The sequence below is a fragment of the Streptomyces sp. NPDC013317 genome, from assembly GCF_055563155.1.
The window spans coordinates 415,081-429,086 of record NZ_JBVHDX010000003.1; the positions used below are offsets into that span (position 1 = coordinate 415,081).

Annotated in this window: 15 protein-coding genes; 8 read left to right on the forward strand and 7 right to left on the reverse strand. The window is 70.9% G+C overall.

The annotated features are described in order from the left end of the window. Window positions 1-38: 38 nt before the first annotated feature. Window positions 39-407 (forward strand): winged helix-turn-helix transcriptional regulator, encoded by a 369-nt coding sequence (locus ACZ3IJ_RS10710; protein WP_467467322.1) that lies wholly within the window; start codon window positions 39-41, stop codon window positions 405-407. A gap of 38 nt (window positions 408-445) precedes the next feature. Here the strand turns inward: ACZ3IJ_RS10710 and ACZ3IJ_RS10715 are convergent, their stop codons facing one another. Continuing rightward, on the reverse strand, window positions 446-1,192 hold the full coding sequence (locus ACZ3IJ_RS10715; protein ID WP_467467323.1) for a class I SAM-dependent methyltransferase: 747 nt from the start codon (window positions 1,190-1,192) through the stop codon (window positions 446-448). 274 nt (window positions 1,193-1,466) lie between these two features. On the opposite strand from ACZ3IJ_RS10715, the gene ACZ3IJ_RS10720 reads away from it, so the two are divergent. Then, complete coding sequence (locus ACZ3IJ_RS10720) at window positions 1,467-1,964, forward strand: cupin domain-containing protein (RefSeq protein ID WP_467467324.1); 498 nt, start codon at window positions 1,467-1,469, stop codon at window positions 1,962-1,964. A gap of 18 nt (window positions 1,965-1,982) precedes the next feature. Here ACZ3IJ_RS10720 and pdxR read toward each other — a convergent pair whose 3' ends face one another. Further along, window positions 1,983-3,404 (reverse strand): MocR-like pyridoxine biosynthesis transcription factor PdxR, encoded by a 1,422-nt coding sequence (gene pdxR / locus ACZ3IJ_RS10725; RefSeq protein ID WP_467467325.1) that lies wholly within the window; start codon window positions 3,402-3,404, stop codon window positions 1,983-1,985. 47 nt (window positions 3,405-3,451) lie between these two features. Between pdxR and ACZ3IJ_RS10730 the strand changes: the two genes are divergently transcribed. Continuing rightward, window positions 3,452-3,916 carry a carboxymuconolactone decarboxylase family protein gene (locus tag ACZ3IJ_RS10730; RefSeq protein WP_467467326.1) on the forward strand — a complete coding sequence of 155 codons (465 nt, stop codon included), beginning with the start codon at window positions 3,452-3,454 and terminating at the stop codon, window positions 3,914-3,916. Window positions 3,917-3,940: 24 nt separating this feature from the next. On the opposite strand, the gene ACZ3IJ_RS10735 is transcribed toward ACZ3IJ_RS10730, so the two are convergent. Next, window positions 3,941-5,239 carry a GDSL-type esterase/lipase family protein gene (locus ACZ3IJ_RS10735; protein WP_467467327.1) on the reverse strand — a complete coding sequence of 433 codons (1,299 nt, stop codon included), beginning with the start codon at window positions 5,237-5,239 and terminating at the stop codon, window positions 3,941-3,943. A 581-nt stretch (window positions 5,240-5,820) separates the two neighbouring features. Here ACZ3IJ_RS10735 and ACZ3IJ_RS10740 point away from each other — a divergent pair. Both ACZ3IJ_RS10740 and ACZ3IJ_RS10745 read left to right on the forward strand, forming a co-directional pair. Beyond that, window positions 5,821-6,288, forward strand: a complete 468-nt coding sequence (locus ACZ3IJ_RS10740) for a lamin tail domain-containing protein (protein ID WP_467467328.1) — start codon at window positions 5,821-5,823, stop codon at window positions 6,286-6,288. A gap of 410 nt (window positions 6,289-6,698) precedes the next feature. After that, window positions 6,699-6,959 (forward strand): hypothetical protein, encoded by a 261-nt coding sequence (locus ACZ3IJ_RS10745; protein WP_467467329.1) that lies wholly within the window; start codon window positions 6,699-6,701, stop codon window positions 6,957-6,959. Window positions 6,960-7,004: 45 nt separating this feature from the next. On the opposite strand, the gene ACZ3IJ_RS10750 is transcribed toward ACZ3IJ_RS10745, so the two are convergent. Beyond that, on the reverse strand, window positions 7,005-7,289 hold the full coding sequence (locus tag ACZ3IJ_RS10750; protein WP_467467330.1) for a hypothetical protein: 285 nt from the start codon (window positions 7,287-7,289) through the stop codon (window positions 7,005-7,007). A 265-nt stretch (window positions 7,290-7,554) separates the two neighbouring features. On the opposite strand from ACZ3IJ_RS10750, the gene ACZ3IJ_RS10755 reads away from it, so the two are divergent. Beyond that, window positions 7,555-7,992, forward strand: a complete 438-nt coding sequence (locus ACZ3IJ_RS10755; protein WP_467467331.1) for a nitroreductase family deazaflavin-dependent oxidoreductase — start codon at window positions 7,555-7,557, stop codon at window positions 7,990-7,992. A 101-nt stretch (window positions 7,993-8,093) separates the two neighbouring features. On the opposite strand, the gene ACZ3IJ_RS10760 is transcribed toward ACZ3IJ_RS10755, so the two are convergent. Next, window positions 8,094-8,711, reverse strand: coding sequence for a suppressor of fused domain protein (locus ACZ3IJ_RS10760; RefSeq protein ID WP_467467332.1), 618 nt, complete (start codon window positions 8,709-8,711; stop codon window positions 8,094-8,096). Between the two features lie 846 nt (window positions 8,712-9,557). Between ACZ3IJ_RS10760 and ACZ3IJ_RS10765 the strand changes: the two genes are divergently transcribed. Further along, entirely contained in the window at window positions 9,558-10,319 is a 762-nt protein-coding gene (locus tag ACZ3IJ_RS10765) for a bestrophin-like domain (protein ID WP_467467333.1), read from the forward strand. 3 nt (window positions 10,320-10,322) lie between these two features. Here the strand turns inward: ACZ3IJ_RS10765 and ACZ3IJ_RS10770 are convergent, their stop codons facing one another. After that, complete coding sequence (locus tag ACZ3IJ_RS10770; RefSeq protein WP_467467334.1) at window positions 10,323-11,870, reverse strand: fused MFS/spermidine synthase; 1,548 nt, start codon at window positions 11,868-11,870, stop codon at window positions 10,323-10,325. Between the two features lie 163 nt (window positions 11,871-12,033). Continuing rightward, a complete protein-coding gene (locus ACZ3IJ_RS10775) occupies window positions 12,034-13,131 on the reverse strand; it encodes a MerR family transcriptional regulator (RefSeq protein WP_467467664.1) in 1,098 nt (365 codons plus the stop codon). Window positions 13,132-13,214: 83 nt separating this feature from the next. Between ACZ3IJ_RS10775 and ACZ3IJ_RS10780 the strand changes: the two genes are divergently transcribed. Further along, window positions 13,215-13,943, forward strand: a complete 729-nt coding sequence (locus ACZ3IJ_RS10780) for a ribonuclease H family protein (RefSeq protein ID WP_467467335.1) — start codon at window positions 13,215-13,217, stop codon at window positions 13,941-13,943. The last annotated feature ends 63 nt before the right edge of the window (window positions 13,944-14,006 follow it).

The following is a 14,006-nucleotide window of genomic DNA, read 5'->3' on the forward strand; positions in this document are numbered from 1 at the left end:
CGGTTACTTCAACTGCACTAATGGGCTACCGTGGCATCGTGACCACCACTCCCCTGCCCGAATGCGGTGTCGCCCGGTTCCTCGCCCTCCTCGAAGGTCCGTGGGCGACCCTCATCGTGCGCGAGCTGCTCCACGGCCCGCACCGCTTCACCGAGCTGCGCCAGGCGCTCCCCCGCATCAGCCCGCACACCCTCACCAGCCGTCTACGCCAGTTCGAGACCTACGGCCTCGTCACCCGTACCGCCTTCCCTGAGATCCCCCCGCGCGTCGAGTACCGCCTCACCCCGCTCGGCGAAGGGCTGCGCCCCGTCCTCGAGACGATGGCCGCATGGGCCACGTCGATCCCGGACCCGGCCTCCTCCGATGACGAGGCCGACGCGGACACGGACGCTCCCCGAGCGGTCTAGGGCACGCCACCGCCCGGGGGGCCCGCCCGCGCTCCTCGTCAGGCGCGGCAGCGCAGCATCTCGAACGCCGGATTGGTGCGGTAGTCCGCCCAGAACGCGTCACCGTGCGCGGCCACTCCGGCAGGCGACACCTCCGTCGGCACCCACTCGATCTCGCTGAACCCCGCCTTCGACAGACACGTCTCGAACACCTCGCGCCGCGCCAGGCCGGCGGTGAACGTGATCGGCGCCCCCTCCAGCAACGCGGTGATCCGAACCCGCGGGCCGGTGCCGCCCTCCTCGCCCGTCAGCTCCGTGAGGAACCCGTACTCACGCGGCGACGGGCCGGAGAAGTCGTAGTCCGGCGTCTGGTGGAGCATGAAGAACTCGCCCCCGCTCCGCAGGCTCCCGTGCACCTTCCGGCACAGGTGCTCGAACTCGGCCACCGTCTCCGCGTAGTTGAGGAACATCACCGCGGTCGCCACGTCGAACCGCGCTCGCACCGGGGCCAGGTCGGCCACATCACCGACCTCGTAGCGCACGCCCAGCGGGGCCGCCCGCTCGATGCCTTCCGCGGCGCGGATCATCTCCCCGGACACGTCGATGCCGAACACGTCCACCGCACCGCGCCGCTTCAGCTCACGCGTGTAGAAGCCGGTACCACACGCAAGGTCGATGACCCTCCGTCCCGCGACATCCCCGACCATGCCGAGAAAGCTGGGCGCCTCCACATACCGGGCCAGCGGCAGAGCCTTGAACCCCTCGAAGGCCTCACCGATCTCGTCGTACAGCTCCTGCGTGCTCATCGCACACTCCTCCCGTGAGGCCGCCCGATCCCCGGGCGACATCGGAAGTCTCTCCACACCCGAAGGCCGGCTCGCACTGGCAGATGCGACGAAGAACGGTCAACCGGCCCGTTGGACAGACGAATTACCGTGCCCCACGCCCCGTCGGGCGCGCTCGAATTGACCCACGTTCTCCCGCCTCCAATGCACCCTTCCATGGGTCTTTCCGGAGACTAGATTCTTGGGTGTCGCCAGGAACACCGGGCGGCGGACCCACGGAGATCCAGGAGTCACCATGACGTTCACCAGCACCCCGAAGCCCGTCCTCGTCCGCGCCGACGAGGCCGAGAGCCTGCAGGACGGAGCGACCAGCCTGATCACGCTGCTGGCCGACGCGAACGCCACCGGCGGTGCGCTGACCGCCAATCGCGCCACGCTGCGGAAGGGCTCGCCGGGCGCCCCCGCCCACTTCCACACCCGCGCCACCGAGATGTTCCACGTGCTCGACGGGTCCATGCGGATCCTGCTCGACGACACGGTGCTCACGCTCGGTGCGGGCGACTTCCTGACCGTCCCGCCGACCGTGCCGCACGCCTTCGCACCGGCCCCGGACAGTGGGGCCGAGATGCTGGTCGTCTTCACTCCGGGGATGGACCGGTTCGACTACTACCGGCTCCTGGAGCGCGTCTACCGGGGCGAGGCCACGATCCAGGACATCCGCGACAGCTCCGAGCACTTCGACAACCACTACTTCGAGAGCCCTGTCTGGCAGGCGGAGCTGGCCCGGCGCTGAACTCACCCACCGTGGGTGTCACGGTGGAGGCGGCAGGATCCGGCAGAGCGCGTCCAGGGCGGCGGCGTACGCGTGGTCGGGCGGGGTCGCGTAGCCGACGACCAGCCCGTCGAAGAGCACGGTCCCGGTGGCGGGGTGCCGGAAGCCGGAGAGGCCGTCGAGGGCGAGGCCGAGCCAGGTGGCGGCGTTCACGGTGGCGGCCTCGGTGCCGGGAGGCAGCCGCAGTACGGCGTGCAACCCCGCCGCGATGCCGGTGACTTCGATGTGCGGCGCATGTTCGGCGAGGGCGGTGACCAGTCGGTTCCGGCGGTCCCGGTAGCGCTGGCGCATCTGCCGGACGTGCCGGTCGTAGGCACCGGAGGCGATCAGGTCCGCGAAGGTGAGCTGGTCCACCGCACTGGTCCAGCGTTCCCGCCTCCCCTTCGCCGCGAGGACCGGACCGACCAGATGCTCCGGCAGCACCATCCAGCCCAGCCTCAGGGCGGGCGACAGACTCTTGCTGGCCGAACCGACGTATACGACGTGGTCGGGATCCAGCGCCTGGACGGCGCCGACCGGTTCGCGGTCGTACCGGAACTCGCCGTCGTAGTCGTCCTCGATCACCACGCCGCTCCGGGCGCGCGCCCAGTCGACCGCCGCGTTGCGCCGCGCGGGATCGAGCGGCCCGCCGACGGGAAACTGGTGGGCCGGAGTGAGCAGGACCGACCGCACGCCGCGGCGCCCGTCCAGGTCCTCCGTTCTCGTGCCGGACTCGTCCAGGCCGAGCGGAATCGTCCGTACTCCGTCGGCCGTCAGCAGGGAGCGGTGGAACGGCAGGCCGTACGCCTCGACGGCGAGCGTTCCGCGCAGCACACCGCCGCCGAACAGCAGCCTCAGGGCGTCGGAGAAACCCGAGCAGATCACGATCCGCTCGGGGCCGGTACGCACGCCCCGTACCCGGGCGAGGTAGTCCGCGAGCGCGGTGCGCAGTTCGATCCGGCCCTGCGGGTCGCCCGGACCGAAGGCGTCGTCAGGGGCCGCGGTGAGCGCTCTGCGGGTCGAGGTCGACCATGCGTTCCGCGGGAACGACGAGGCGTCCGGCTGACCCTGCATCAAATTGTGTACGGGCGCGGCCGGTCCCGCGGGCGCCTTCTTCGGCACGCGCACGGTCCTGGCGGGTGCTGCGCGCTCCGCGACCCGGGTTCCTGAACCCTGGCGGGCCGTCAGCCAGCCCTCGGCGACCAGTTCCGCGTACGCGTCGGCGGCCGTGTTCCGTGAGATGCCGAGGTCGGCCGCGAGCGAGCGGTAGGGCGGCAGCCGAACGCCGGCGGCCAGCCGCCCTTCCTGGATCGCCTCGCGCAGAGCCCGGGCGAGGGCGGCCCGGCGCGAACCCGTTCCGGCCAGCTCAAGATGCAGGTCGGCACCGATGCGCTCGGCCAGATTGACCCAGGATTCCGCCACCTGAATGCACCTCTCGGGGAGTCTGTGGGTTCCCTAGGTTAGTGACCATGCAGAACACCACCGCACCCCGAGTCGACTTCGCCGCCACCGTGCCCAAGGCGTTCAAGGCACTCGTCGGTTTCGACAGCGCGGCCCGCGAGGGGCTCGATCCGGCTCTGGTCGAACTCATCCAGATCCGCTCGGCCCAGCTCAACGGCTGCGCCTACTGCCTGCACATGCACGTCGGAGACGCCCTCAAGGCGGGCGAGGACGCGCTGCGTCTGCACATGGTCGCGCTCTGGCGCGAGGCCAGGCACTTCTTCACCCCCAGAGAGCAGGCCGCGCTCGCCCTCACCGAAGCGGTCACCCTGATCTCCGCCGACGGCGTCCCGGACGAGGTGTACGCCCAGGCGGCCGCCGAGTTCGACGACGCCGAACTCGCCCACGTCCTCGCGGTCGTCTTCGCCATCAACACCTGGAACCGCATCGCTGTCAGCACCGCGAAGGTGGCCGGCACGGACGATCGCCGATAGGTCGCCTCGACTGCGGCCTGTCGCCTACGGAATGGTCAGCGAGCACACCCGGCTGGCAGGGTCGAAGAGGCGCAGGTCTCTGATCATCTTCTTGGCGAGGAAGAGATGGCCCCGCTGGTCCGGGTGCAGCCCGTCGCCGAGAAGGTTCAGAGGCACCGTGCCACCGTTGCTCGCGAGCCAGTGCGCGTGGTGGTCGATGAGCACGACACCGAGCTCCGTCGCGACCTCGCGCATGATCGTGACGTAGTCGGCGAGGGCGGCGTGGGCCGGCCACCGGTTCAGGTCGACCGGATTCGGGGTCTGGAGCACAGGTACGGCCCCGCCGGGGAGTGCGCGGACGTTCGCCACGAGCTTGCGCAGGTTGGCCCGGTACACGTCGCGTCCGGTCGCGGTCGTGGCGGCGTCGTTCGTACCCAGCATGACCGACACGACCTTGGGCTGGAACGCGGTGACGCGGTCGGCGAATTTCGCCACCAGGTCGTTGGTGGTGCTTGCGCTGACGCCGGTGTCGATGACGAAGTCGCTGTGCTTGGGCTTGCCGAGTTCCCAGCGCAGTCGCTCCTGGAAGTGCTCGCAGTAGCTGCGCCAGCCGTTGGTCCAGAGCGCGCCGTGGGTGATGCTGTCTCCGGTGGTCAGCCAGACGGTGGGAGTGCTCGAGTTGAGGATCGAGGAGAGCGTGCCGAAGTCGACGAGGTCGAGGCGCACGCTCACCGAGGCCACCTCCCTCGCCGACAGGACCCTGCCGTAGACGGCGACGCGCTTGATGGTGCCGGTGTAGAACCCTGCGCCGCCGGGGTGATCGCTGTCGACGTTCCGCGCGATGTTGAGCGCGGTGAGGTTGGCCGCGTCGGCGAAGAAGTTCGCCTGAGACGTGGTGAGGACGCGTCGGCCGTCGGCGTAGAAGGTGGTCCCGCCGCTGTTCACGGTGATCGCGACGGTGTGCGGCATGCCGTCGTCGTACATGGTGCGCGTGAGGTGGTTCTGCTTGACGGCTCCGTTGCCGCGCACGGAGAACTGCAGCCTGCCGGCACTGACACAGACGGCGACGTCCGCCCCCGGCCTCGTCGGGTCCGAGGCGCTGACCAGCGTCATCCCCGGGTTGCGGCTGGTCGTGCCGAAGGTGACCAGGATCGTGCCGGCGGCGAGTCCCCGTACCTTCGAGACCTCGCTGGACAGGTCGGTGAACGACTGCCCGTCGTAGACCCTCTCGACCCGGTGGTCCAGCACGGGCGGCATCGGCGAAACCGCGAAGGCCCGTCTGAAGGGCGTGGCCAGAGGGACGGGCAGGGCTCCCGCGGCGAAGAGGACGGATCGTCTGCGCACAGTGATTCCTCTGCGGTCGGAGGGGCGCTCGCACCGAGCGCCTGCCTCGGTGAAACTGCCGCGCGGCGACGTGGGACCCGAACTCTCCCGCGTAACCGCAGCCTGACGCTACGACAGCCAGGGGTGTGTCGTAAGGCGAGCGCACGTCACGTAGGCGTACGGCACACGGAGAGCAGAAGACGGCGGCGGACCGCGCTGGGTCGCCTTACCGTGCGAGGGCCTGACACGTGTGCGAAGAAACGTGAAGAACGGCCGTTACGCGGGCCCGCCACCTGTTCGGCGGAGCATGTCGGGTGGCGCGATCGGTGGCGCGCCGAAGCCCGCAAGGGCTTGCCGTCGACGATGTGACGGGTGGGTGCAACGGTCAGTGAATGTCAGGGCCACGCCCGCCGGGATGCTTGATCGATACAGGCGACAGTTACGGAAATGTCCGTAATCGGTAACTGAGCTCGGTGGGCGTTCCGACGCGTCCGGAGAGGCGGCACAGTTTGCGTCACCCGGCCCGCACCGGACCGGAATCCACACCGCTCTCACCAGCGAGTTGCTGCTGGTGAGGCGCCGTTCTCGAGGAGACATCACACATGTCTGCTTCTTCGACCGCCCGCCGTATCGCCGCCACCGCCCTCGCGGCCGGCGCCATGGTCTCCGTCGCCGCCCTGCCGGCCGCCGCGCACGACGGCGACCGTCACCGCCAGGAGCGGGTGGAGATCAGCCGCGTCCAGGCCGACAGCCCCGGGCGCGACAATCGCTCCAACCGGTCGCTGAACGGCGAATGGGTCGAGATCACCAACAACTCCCGCCACGCGGTGAACCTGGACGGCTGGACCCTGCGGGACAGCGACGGCAACCGCTACCGCTTCGACGACTACCGTCTGCGGGGCCGCGCCACCGTCCGGATCCACACCGGACAGGGCCGCGACACCCGCACCGACCTCTACCAGGACCGCCGCGACTACGTCTGGGACGACCGCGACAAGGCCACCCTCAAGGACGACCACGGCCGCACCGTCGACACCGAGTCCTGGGGCAGCCGCCACCACCACCGCTGACCCGACGATCCGGCAACCTGGTCTCCGCTCGTCCACGGCGGACCGCCAGGCCGGCCGGGTCGGCGTGATCGGCCCCTTCTGAGAGTGCGTGCGCCGGGCAGCCTGAGCTGTCCGGCGCACGCGCGTGGGGCGGGACGGGGCGGGTGCTGGCATATGCCCATGTTCTCCGTGCACGCCCCTGTCGCACGCCGGGCTGCCGGTGGCAATGTGTCCGTACGCGGTCCCCGCACACCACCCCGGAAGGGGACCGCGCCCCTGGTTCCGCCTGCCGTCCGGCGGTCGGGACCACGCCGCCCCTTCCCGGCTCCCCACGGGAAGGGTCCAGGCGTGCGCCCGGATTGTCAGACCCCCCTCGTAACGTCGTGAACGAGGGCCGGAGCACGCCGGCCACCGGAGCACCGGAGCGGGTCATGGGCGAGATCAGTGTCGACAGAGCGCACCTGGACCACTTGCTGGCCGACAGCGCCAGCCCGTACGGCAAGCCGTACCAGGAGGCCTTCGCCGCGCTCGCCGCGTCGCACCGCGGCCGCCCGGCGCCGGAGATCCTGCCGCTGCTCCGTGCGGCGGCCGACCAGGCCCTGCTCGGCTTCACGCCGGCCGACCTGCGCGAGCAGGCTGAGGCGATCAGTACCGGCGCGCCGTACACCCTGAGAATCATCGTGACCGGGTGACGAGCGGCTCGGCGTTCCGTGGGTGGAGAGCGGGTCCACGCCCTCCTACACCCCTTCGAGCCACGCCAGGACGAGGGTCAGGGGCAGTGTGACGACGGCGAGCGCGAGTCCCGCCACGGCAAACCCGCCGCGGATCTCCCGCTTGCCACGGACCCCCAGGTAGGCGGCGATCAGCGGAAGGGCGCAGCAGAGCGACAGGCTGAAGCGCCAGCCCTCCTCGCGGATGAAGAAGACCATCACGGCCACACAGGCCGGGACCGACATGACGGTCATCATGCGGCTGCGTGAGAGGAAGAGTTCGAGGTCGTCGACTCCGCTGAAGAAACTCATGCCCCGGCTCCCGTCGCCCTCTTCGCCGCCTGTCGTCCGATGATCGTAGCGACCGGCCCCGAGCCGGAACCCACGGGAGCCGGGTGGGTGAATCTCGCCGTCGGCGTGCGCCCTCGGGAATACTCCCGGTGCGCGATCGGCTGGACCGTACGTCGGCGGGGAGATGGTGGTCGCCACGCGGCGCTGCCATGGAGACAGTCCCGACGGCGGTTGTCGGCTGGCGTCAACGGGATCCGGTGTCGCCTGATCTCAGGGAAGGGTGTCCATGCCACTCGAAGGCGTATACGAGCCCAGTCCGGCCCAGTGGGTACGGAATCAGGTCGAGCTGTACGAGTCGTCAGGCGGGACGAAGGGAACGACGATGCGGGGCCTGCCCGTCGTCCTGGTGACGAACGTCGGCGCGAAGAGCGGCAAGATCCGCAAGACGCCGCTCATGCGGGTGGAGCACGACGGGGCCTACGCGCTCGTCGCGTCGAACGGCGGCGCGGTGAAGCATCCGGTCTGGTACCACAATCTGGTCGCCTCTCCTCTCGTCGAACTGCGCGACGGCCAGGATGTCTGGGACATGAAGGCCCGCCTGGTCACCGGCGAGGAGCGGCGGGCGTGGTGGGAGCGCGCGGTGGCCGCCTTCCCCGACTACGCGGACTACCAGCGCAAGACCGATCGGGAGATTCCCGTCTTCGTCGTCGAGCGGACCGCCTAGGCCGGACTCCGGACGGGGACCGGACCCGTCGCAGCACGCCCCGCGCCCCCAGGACATCTGTCGTGGGGGCGCGCACGTCGCACCGGCTCCGGCCGCCCGGCTCAGACCACGGAGGCGCGCCCTGGATCGACGGGGTCGATCTCGTGCTCGTCGAAAAGGACTTCGAGCGCCTCGAGACCCATCTCCCGGCGGTAGTCCTTCTCCGCTGCGGTGATGGGCAGCAGCCACAGGATCCGGGCATGGGGTCCGCCGTCCCACTCGCAGACCTCGAAGTCGGGTCCGAAGGGATACGGCAGGCTCACCAGGTAGTGGTCGCAGTCGGAGTCGTCGAGCCACGGTCGGCCGATGGGGACGGTGTGTCCGACGTCGAGTCGCTGGTGTACCGGTCCGCAGTGGTAGTACGCGTTGACGGTGACGCTCTCCAGGTTGATCCATTCGTCGCCCGGTGCCGCAAGGAAGAACTCCGTGCCATGGCCGTCGTGCTGAGTCGCCTCCCAGCAACCCGACGTCACATACAGCCACCAGTCGCCCGGATGCGCGGGATGAACCCGGAACACCCGGAATCCCGGCACGCGATCCTCGATGGGCCCCGCCACGCCCGGGACCTCATCGATGAGGCGCCCCGGCAGCCTCCGACGGAGGTGATCGAGAAGAGCAGTGCGTGCTGCGGTGTCCGGCATCCGATCATGATGCCCGAGGCCTTCCCACAGGGCGCGCATGGGGGTTCACCCTGACGGCAGGCACGGCTCCCGTGACCGGCCCCCGGTCATGATCGTTACCCGCAGTGGCTGCGTCCTCCGGCCTTGGGGCCTGGGCGCGCGTACGACTGGGCCGACGGTGAGGAACGACCTGTGGGTGGCTGGATCAGTGTCGGTCTAGGGGCTGCGGCTGCCCTGTGCCCGCTGCCGCAGCACGGCGACGTCTCCGTCGTCATGGGACACGACCTCACCGGCCATCGTCTGGTGGTGTGTGCCCCGGACGTCAGCGTCGACATGGGTTACGGCGATGAGGGGCCCGGACCCCGACCACCGGCGTGCACACCGTCGTCCCCGCCGGCCACTCCACCGCCTGTGGTGCGGCCGTCGCCCTCGCCCCCGGCACCGTCGGCCCCGGAGCCTGCACCGCCGACACCGCCGACACCGCCGACGCCGCCGACGCCGCACAGGACGTCCGGCCCCGTCCTCTCGGCTCCGCTGGTGGCTGCTCCGCCCGCGCCCGCTCCCCCTCCCGCGCCGGCACCGCCGTCGGCCCCCGTGCCGAGCACCGCTCCGGCCCCGCCCTCCTCACGACCGGCGGACGCGCCCCAGGCCTTCCGTTGGGTGCCGCGGTCGCACTACACCGGCGGTCCGTCGCGACCGGCTCCCGCCAGGATCTCGATGACCATGTCCACGGTCGTGGTCACCCTCCCGGCTGTTCTCGCCGCAGCCGCCCTCCGACCGGGGTCCCGTCGCCGCGGCCGTGGCTGACCGTCGTCTCCCCGATGGGTCCGCGGATCCCCGGCCGCCCGGCCCGCCGCGTCGGCCCGCCCCTCGTCCACATCGCTTCACCTGTCATGGAGTTGTCCTATGCCGGAATGGCTCGTCTACACCCTGGCCTCTGTCCTGGTCTGCGTTCTCGTCGTCACGGCGACCGTCGTACGGCACCGGCGCGTAGCAGTCGACGAGGACACCTCCGAGACCCCGGACGTGCTGGAGTACATGGTCATGATGGTCGGCGTCGTCTACGCCATCGTGCTCGGTCTGGCGATCGCCGGCGTGTGGGAGGCCCGTAGCGCGGCCGAGGACACCGTCCAGCGCGAGGCCCAGGCCCTGTACGAGATCGACCAACGCCTGGACGTCTATCCCGCAGCGTTCCGGACGCAGATCAAGACACACATCGACGCCTACGCCCGGCACGCCGTCACCGCGGAATGGCCGGCTCTGAAGGACGGAACGCCCGTCGACGACACCGGCGCCGAGCTGTTGGGCCGTATCCGCAGCGACATCGCCCACCGCGCGCCGGCCGACGAACTCCAGGCTCAGGCCTATCAGCCGCTCCTTGACCAGGTGGCGGCCGCGGACGACGCCCGTCACCAGCGGCTGGACACCTCCGGTACGACGCTGCCCGCCGCGCTCTGGTTCGGCCTCGTCGCCGGCGCCATGGTCACCCTCGGCCTGCTGTACACCCTGCAGATCCGCCGCTCCGCGCGCGAACTGCTGCTTGCCACCACCTTCAGCGCCCTGGTGGTCTTCCTGCTCTTCCTCGTCTGGAGTTTCGACGCGCCCCTCGGTCACTCCGGGACGGACTCGGCCCAGCCGCTGAGCGACCTGATCACCACCGCGGTCTGAGCGTCACCGGGTGCTCTGTGGGCGGTACGGCTGGAGGAGCTGGTCCACGGGTGCGTAGTCGTCGGTGAGTTGTCGGGCGTCGCCGATCCAGGAGGTGAGGTCGGCGCCCGTGGCGATCTTCCAGCCGGTTCCTCGGGCGTCCAGCGCCTCCTGGGTCGCGCGCAGGTCGAGCGGCCGGTCGGAGGCGACCACGACGAGGTTGCCTCCCTTGGAGGTGGCGGTCGGGTCGAGGCCGATGTCGGCGGGTTCGCCGAGGACGGCGACGTGCTCGAAGGTCGCCCCGAGGGTGGCCACTTCGGCACGGGCGAAGGCGAGGCCTCCGTGATCGATGAGGTTGGCCACGTACAGGCCGTCGTCGTCCAGCACCCGGCGTACGTCGGCCATGGCCTCCACGGTGGTGAGGTGCCACGGCACACTGACGCCCCCGAAGGCGTCGCCGACGACGAGGTCATGGCCGGCGTCGTCCAGTCGCCGCAGGCCGAGCCTCCCGTCCTCGACGCGCACGTCGATACCGCTCTGCGTGCTCAGACCCAGTCGGCTGTGGTCGAGGTGCACGACGCCACTGTCGATCTCGGACACCAGGCTGCGCGTTCCGGGCCGGGTGGCCGCGAGGTAGCGGGGAAAGGTGAGCCCTCCGCCGCCCACGTGGTGGGCGGCGAGCGGCTGACCCGCGGGAAAGGCCGTGTCGACCACCGCCGCGATGGCGCGTACGTACTCGAACTCCAGGAACGTCGGGTCGTCGACGTCGACGTACGAGTGCCGCACGCCGTCCAGAACGAGCGTGCGGCCGCTGTCCCGGTCGGCGTCCGCGACGACCCGTGCGCAGTGGTACCGGGTCTCCGTGTCGCAGGCACCGGGCGCGACCGTGGTGGCGAGGCCGCCGCCCACGACCACCAGCGTCAGGGCCGCCGTGCCGCGCCATCCGCGCGTGCGGCGCAGCTCGATCAGGGCCGACCCGGCCACCAACAGCGATCCCAGGCCGATCAGGATGCCGCTGACCGGCAGTCGGGAGATGAGGACGAAGCCGGTGAGGATCGTGCCGACGATGGCGCCGAAGGTGCCGACGCCGGAGAGTCGGCCGACGACCGTCCCGGTCTCGGCGAGGCTGGTCAGACGCAGCTTGGTCACGATCGGGGTCACCGCGGCGAGCAGCGCGCCCGGCAGGAGGATGGTGAGCGACGCGATCAGCAGGAGCAGCTCCGGCGCCCACTCCGCCGTGCTGCGCAGCACGAGGGGGGTCAGCGCGACGACCGCTCCCGACAAGCCGAGTGCGGGGCCGATCAGGCGGCTCGGATCGACCTGGTCGGCGATTCGCCCGCCCAGCCAGGAGCCGGCGGCGATCGCCGTGAGGGCGATGCCGATCACCAACGTGCTGGTTTCGAGGGTGAGTCCGAGGTAGGGAGCCAGCAGCCGTAGAGCGACGATCTCCACCACCAGGACCGCGGCCGACGACCCGAACACGAGCAGGGCGGCGGTCCAAGGGCCCATGCCGTGAGGGCGGGGCGGGCCTTCGACCACGGGCTTGGCGGACAATCCGGTCACGGGAGACATCCTTGCTTACGGCTCAACGGAACAGCCTGGTCACAACTCGGCGCGCACAACGGAACCATGGTCCCGGAGCCGGCGCCTGGGATTACCGTAACCCGGTGGCTTCACTCTCCCGTGGTGTGGAGCTCTTGCCGCCGTCGGGCCTCGGCCGGGCCGCGTCCGGTGGTCAGGCCACGAGCAGGCGGAGACCGAGGTCTGCCGCGTCGAGGCCGGCGAGGGCGCGGTTGCGTTCGGCCCAGCGGCCGGAGTCGAGATCGTCGCCGAGGCTCCGTACCGCCCGCCGCTCGGCCTCAGGGCCGACCTTCGTCCACACCGACATCGCACGGCGTACGGGATCCTCCAGGTACGCCGCCGGTCGGCGCCAGTACGCCTCGAACAGGCCGTCCTCGCAGTCCCAGGGGACGGGCACCGGCTCGGCGCGGGCGCCGATAGCCTCGGCCATGGCCGTGAGGGACGGGAAGTCCGCGAGGACGGCCGCGAATTCGGGCAGGTAGTCGCGGGTGAGCCAGAAGCGGTCCGGCCATCCGGGCTCGTCCGTGTCGAAGGTGAGCACCACCACGCGGCGGGCCACCCGCCGCATCTCGCGCAGCCCCGCGATCGGATCACCCCAGTGGTGAACGGTGGAGACGGCCATCGCGACGTCGAAGGACGCGTCCTCGAACGGCAGGCTCTCGGCGGAGGCCGCCACGCACGGCGCCGATCCGGGCGGCCGCTGCGACCGCATGACCGCCGACGGCTCCACCGCGGTCACGTCGCGGTCGGCGGGCTCGTAGGATCCGGTGCCGGCCCCGACGTTCAGAACCGTCTGCGCGTCCCCCAGCGCGTTCCAGATCTGCGTGGCGATCCGCGGCTCGGTGCGCCGTGTCGCCGTGTAGGCACCGCCGATCTCGTCGTACAACCGTGCACCCAGCAGCTGCAGTTGCTCCTCCGGTGTCACCTTCACTCCCTTCGCCCGGGCCTCGAGTTCCCTGTCGACGGCCGCCATCATCGCTTCGGCGCGATCGCGCCGCTCACGCAGCAGGACGCGCAGTCGGCGCAGGTGCGCGACCGCGTCGGTGGTCGGGTCGCCGACCAGTTCCGCGACCTCCCGCAGCCCGAAGCCCAGCCGGCGATAGGCCAGCACCTCCCGCAACCGCTCCACGTCGGAGGCCGCGTAGGCGCGGTACCCGGCCACGGTCCGCGCCGACGGGCGAACGAGCCCGATCTGGTCGTAGTGATGCAACGTGCGGACGCTCACCCCGGCCAGCCCGGCCACGCGACCCACGGTCCAGTAGTCCTCCACGGCACCGACTATGGAGCCTGACGCCGCGTGAGGCTCAAGGCATGGAGGCATGTCAGGATCGTGGGATGACGGAAACGAAGATCATCGCGGCGTGCGACGGCGCGTCGAAGGGCAATCCGGGGCCCGCGGCCTGGGCGTGGGTCGTCGCCGGGGCGGACGGCGAGGTCGGTCGCTGGGAGGCGGGCCCGCTGGGCAGGGCGACCAACAACGTGGCCGAGCTGACCGCGTTGCTCAAGCTCCTGGAGCACCTCGACCCGGGTGTGCCGGCGGAGGTGCGGATGGACTCGCAGTACGCGATGAAGGCGGTCACGACCTGGCTGCCGGGCTGGCGGCGCAAGGGCTGGAAGACGTCGGCCGGCACCCCGGTCGCGAACAAGGACCTCGTGGTCCGGATCGACGAGCTGCTCACCGACCGGCGCGTCGACTTCGTGTACACCCCCGCGCACCAGGTGGACGGGGACCGTCTCAACGACGCCGCGGACCGCGCGGCGAGCCACTCAGCCCGTACGCAGCAGCCTGTCGGCTCGGCCGCGGGGTCGCCTCTGCCTCCGCCCGAGACCGCCCCGCCGGGCGGGTCGAAGCGCGGCGGGGCGACGGCCCGCAGGCGCACGGGGACCTCCTCGGGCGAGCGGTCCTCCGGGACGCGCTCCTCGGGCGAGCGGTCCTCGGGCGGTTCGGTGAAGGCGAAGTTCCCCGGCCGGTGCCGCTGCGGAACGCCGTACGCCAAGGGCGAGACGATCGCCAAGAACCCCGACGGCTGGGGTCACCCCGGCTGCGTCACCGCGGCGGGCTGATTTCAAGATCGATTGTCAGTGGTGGGTGAGACGGTGGAGCCATCGATTCGGAGCGAACGAGGG

Coding starts and splice junctions, on each gene's coding strand:
- ACZ3IJ_RS10745 (WP_467467329.1), top strand. CDS start 6,699: ATGGGCGAGATCAGTGTCGACAGAGCGCACCTGGACCACTTGCTGGCC.
- ACZ3IJ_RS10720 (WP_467467324.1), top strand. CDS start 1,467: ATGACGTTCACCAGCACCCCGAAGCCCGTCCTCGTCCGCGCCGACGAG.
- ACZ3IJ_RS10765 (WP_467467333.1), top strand. CDS start 9,558: ATGCCGGAATGGCTCGTCTACACCCTGGCCTCTGTCCTGGTCTGCGTT.
- ACZ3IJ_RS10740 (WP_467467328.1), top strand. CDS start 5,821: ATGTCTGCTTCTTCGACCGCCCGCCGTATCGCCGCCACCGCCCTCGCG.
- ACZ3IJ_RS10750 (WP_467467330.1), bottom strand. CDS start 7,289: ATGAGTTTCTTCAGCGGAGTCGACGACCTCGAACTCTTCCTCTCACGC.
- ACZ3IJ_RS10760 (WP_467467332.1), bottom strand. CDS start 8,711: ATGCGCGCCCTGTGGGAAGGCCTCGGGCATCATGATCGGATGCCGGAC.
- ACZ3IJ_RS10770 (WP_467467334.1), bottom strand. CDS start 11,870: ATGTCTCCCGTGACCGGATTGTCCGCCAAGCCCGTGGTCGAAGGCCCG.
- ACZ3IJ_RS10755 (WP_467467331.1), top strand. CDS start 7,555: ATGCCACTCGAAGGCGTATACGAGCCCAGTCCGGCCCAGTGGGTACGG.
- ACZ3IJ_RS10730 (WP_467467326.1), top strand. CDS start 3,452: ATGCAGAACACCACCGCACCCCGAGTCGACTTCGCCGCCACCGTGCCC.
- ACZ3IJ_RS10715 (WP_467467323.1), bottom strand. CDS start 1,192: ATGAGCACGCAGGAGCTGTACGACGAGATCGGTGAGGCCTTCGAGGGG.
- ACZ3IJ_RS10780 (WP_467467335.1), top strand. CDS start 13,215: ATGACGGAAACGAAGATCATCGCGGCGTGCGACGGCGCGTCGAAGGGC.